1 protein-coding gene is annotated in these 350 nt (G+C 61.4%); it reads left to right on the forward strand.

Annotated elements, in window-relative coordinates:
- A partial coding sequence (locus SB816_RS30270) for a winged helix domain-containing protein (protein WP_410548026.1) occupies positions 1-350 on the forward strand: 350 nt, incomplete at both ends.

Below are 350 nucleotides of genomic sequence, written 5' to 3' on the forward strand. Positions count from 1 at the left end.
CCGAGATCGTCGACGCGATCCGCTGGCGCAAGCGCGACGTCGCCGAATTCCTCGGCTGCTATCTGAGCGAGCCCAAATCCAACGTGGTATTCGAGCCGCCGGCACGCCCGCTCTCGGAGGCCGCCTTCGTCAAGCAGGCTGCCCGGCGCGGCGTATCTCTCGACAGAACGGCCACATTGATGCATAACCCACGCTCGTACTTCATTAATCGCGAAGAGGAACCGCTCGAGCAAGCCGGCGAATGGCTGCCCGAACTGGCCAATCTGCGCCACATGGAGGCGAAACGGTTTGTAACACTATCCCGGGTTCCCTCAATGACAGCCTTACTGCACGAGTGGTATTGTGCGGGC

Origin of the sequence: Achromobacter sp. SIMBA_011 (genome assembly GCF_046535435.1) — a bacterium.
In the GTDB taxonomy this organism is placed as follows: Bacteria; Pseudomonadota; Gammaproteobacteria; order Burkholderiales; family Burkholderiaceae_B; genus Achromobacter; species Achromobacter dolens.